This is a genomic window from Corynebacterium sp. AOP40-4SA-5 (assembly GCF_052377355.1).
Lineage (GTDB): Bacteria > Actinomycetota > Actinomycetes > Mycobacteriales > Mycobacteriaceae > Corynebacterium.
Genome location: NZ_JBQSWS010000049.1, coordinates 1 through 2,497, shown reverse-complemented (window position 1 = coordinate 2,497; position 2,497 = coordinate 1). Strand labels below are relative to the sequence as shown.

Sequence of the window (2,497 nt, the reverse complement as noted above, 5' to 3'; positions counted from 1 at the left end):
CCCTGTGCTGCTCATCCGGGCCCCGGGGACGCATCCGGGGCAACAAGCCTCGGCCAGAGACAGTCATCGCCGATTAGCCTTCACTGATGGTCATCTTCTTGATCTTGTCACCATCGAGGTCGAAGTCGAATCGCGACGGCCCGTTGGCGTGGGTTGACCGCCAGTCACCGACGACGGTGATCCTGCCGTTGGCGGTGGAGGCTCGTTCTGCGCTGAAGGTGGGCTGGGATCCGATGAATGCGATCTGGCTCCACTCGTCAATCTCGTCGCGTCCGGTGATGATCTGACCCCAGTCATCGACGACAGCATCGGTGGTCAACGCATCAAGAAAAGCCTGGCTATCATGGTCGTTGACCGCGGTGAAGAATGAGGCGATCGGCTCGGGGATGTCAAGGCTGGTCACAAGAATATCCTTCGGTTAGGCAGGCAGGGCGGAGTTTAGCGTGTGGTGTAGCCACCGTTGGCGAAGATCGTCTGACCGGTGATCCACCAGCCGTCAGTCGCCAGGAACCTGATGATCGGCGCGATGTCCTCGATCTGGGTGAGCTGATTGCCCATGGCCTGGGACTTGTGGAACTCGACTCGTTCCGGCGTTTCCTGGCCGTAGAAGAACGGCGTGTCCATCGGGCCGGGGGCCACGGCGTTGACCGAGATGCCACGGTCGGCGAACTCCTTGGACGCCGCACGGGTGAAGTGCTCCACCGGGGCCTTGCCGCCGGCGTAGGTGGAGTAGCCGTCGGTGAAGGCGGCCAACAAGGCAGTGACCACGGTGATGATCTTGCCATCGTCGGAAAGATGCTTGCCTGCCTCCTTGATGAAGAAGTACGCAGCCTTGGAATTGATGTCGAACATCGAGTCGTACTCGTCCTCGGCGGTCTCGACGATGGGCTTGCGCAGCACCTTGCCGGCGGTGTTGATGGCGATGTCGATCTTGCCGAACGTCTTCTCGGCCTCATCGAACAGGGTCGCGACGTTCTGCGGTGCGGTCAGATCGCCTTGGAAGATCGCACCCTGGACGTCTTCAGCCTGCACAGCGGCGAGGGTGTCCTCGGCATCCGGTCGACTGGCATCGGAATTGTAGTGGATCGCCACGTTGGCTCCGGCAGCTGCGGACTGGCGCGCCACCAGGCCTCCGAGATTCTTGCCGCCTCCGGCGATCAGGACGTTCTTTCCCTTGAGCGTGTGCTCAGTCATGCTGTCTTCCTTTCTCGTGGACTTCACGGATGAACATATCAGAGATATGTTGCGCCGTATCGGCGATACGTACGCTACGGTAGCAGAATGAGCAGGGACGCGTCGACAGGAACGAGAGAAAAGTTGATCGCCGCTGCCGCGGACATGATCGCCCGCTCGCCCGGCGAGGACTTCTCGCTGCGGGCGGTGTGCGACACCGTGGGAGTCAAGCTGCCCACCGCCTACCACTTCTTCGGCTCGAAGCAGGGACTGGCGGACGCCGTGGTCGAGCACGGCTTCGACATGTATATCGCCAAGAAACTGGCGATGGAGTGGACCGGTGACCCGATCCAGGACATCCGCACCGGCTGGGACGCACACGTCGACTTTGGCCTGGCCAACCCCGGGTTCTACGCACTGATGTACGGCAAGGTGCAACCCGGTCACGCCCCGGCGGCCCAGTCCCGTCCCGCCGAGATCCTGCTCGAACTCACCACGACAGCCGCAGAACAGGGACGCCTCGCCGTCCCGCCGGAGCAGGCTTCCGCCCACATCCTGGCCACCAACATCGGGGTCACGCTGCGCCAGATCATTCAGGGGTCCCCCGACCCCGATTTGTCGGCAGCGGTACGCGACGGGGTGATCGACGCGATCACCGGCACCGGCGGACCGAACGGTGCCGCCGGCACCGGCGCGATTTCGGCGGTCACCGAGCTCGCCGCGTCCAACCCGGAGGTCCTGGGCCCCACCGAGACACACCTCCTGCAGGAATGGCTGCGGCGCCTCCGGGTGGTCGGAGAAGACCAGTAAGCGACCATCGTCACCAGATAGAGATCACCTCATGGGCAAGGGGATCTAGCGATAGCGGTCCCTGCGGCAGCCCTTTTCTATGCCCCTCGTCTATCTGCGCGTTTCAATCACTGACCAGCGAGAATGTGCACGCACTAGTGAAAACTTCGAGAGACCGATGTAGGGTGATGGGTGTCAGGGAGACCCCCGTGCCCTCGGTAGTCGCTCTGATCATAAAAACAGCCCCCAGAGCTTGGACCCTCCGGAGGCTGTCGAGCACCAACGTGCTCTGTAGTGCCTAGCTAATGAACCAGCCAAGCACTGCGGTCACGATCTCTGTGAAGTCGCGGACCACCGGTATCCCCAGGACGAGGACGGTGGCCGCGACTTTCCATATTCCGTGACCGGGCTTCTCACCCTGGTCATCGTCGCTATCGCGAGCATGAACCAATGCAATCACCTCCCCTCCACTGTGAAGAGTCCACACATGTGCGTGGACCTCGCGCGCGAGCACCAGGGCCACGCAGTAAGTGAG

The 2,497-nt window shown here is 62.2% G+C and carries 4 protein-coding genes; 1 reads left to right on the top strand and 3 read right to left on the bottom strand.

Features of this window, described 5'->3' with window-relative positions:
- Window positions 1-73: 73 nt before the first annotated feature.
- Both ACT3S3_RS15175 and ACT3S3_RS15170 read right to left on the bottom strand, forming a co-directional pair.
- Window positions 74-403 carry a nuclear transport factor 2 family protein gene (locus ACT3S3_RS15175; RefSeq protein WP_444627007.1) on the bottom strand — a complete coding sequence of 110 codons (330 nt, stop codon included), beginning with the start codon at window positions 401-403 and terminating at the stop codon, window positions 74-76.
- 35 nt (window positions 404-438) lie between these two features.
- Window positions 439-1,194: an SDR family oxidoreductase gene (locus ACT3S3_RS15170; RefSeq protein ID WP_145943523.1), complete on the bottom strand. Its 756-nt coding sequence runs from the start codon at window positions 1,192-1,194 to the stop codon at window positions 439-441.
- A gap of 87 nt (window positions 1,195-1,281) precedes the next feature.
- Between ACT3S3_RS15170 and ACT3S3_RS15165 the strand changes: the two genes are divergently transcribed.
- Window positions 1,282-1,983, top strand: a complete 702-nt coding sequence (locus tag ACT3S3_RS15165) for a TetR/AcrR family transcriptional regulator (RefSeq protein WP_444627006.1) — start codon at window positions 1,282-1,284, stop codon at window positions 1,981-1,983.
- 277 nt (window positions 1,984-2,260) lie between these two features.
- Here ACT3S3_RS15165 and ACT3S3_RS15160 read toward each other — a convergent pair.
- Window positions 2,261-2,497, bottom strand: a 237-nt coding sequence (locus ACT3S3_RS15160) for a hypothetical protein (protein WP_444627005.1), incomplete at its 5' end; no start/stop codon positions are given.

Coding starts and splice junctions, on each gene's coding strand:
- ACT3S3_RS15170 (WP_145943523.1), bottom strand. CDS start 1,194: ATGACTGAGCACACGCTCAAGGGAAAGAACGTCCTGATCGCCGGAGGC.
- ACT3S3_RS15165 (WP_444627006.1), top strand. CDS start 1,282: ATGAGCAGGGACGCGTCGACAGGAACGAGAGAAAAGTTGATCGCCGCT.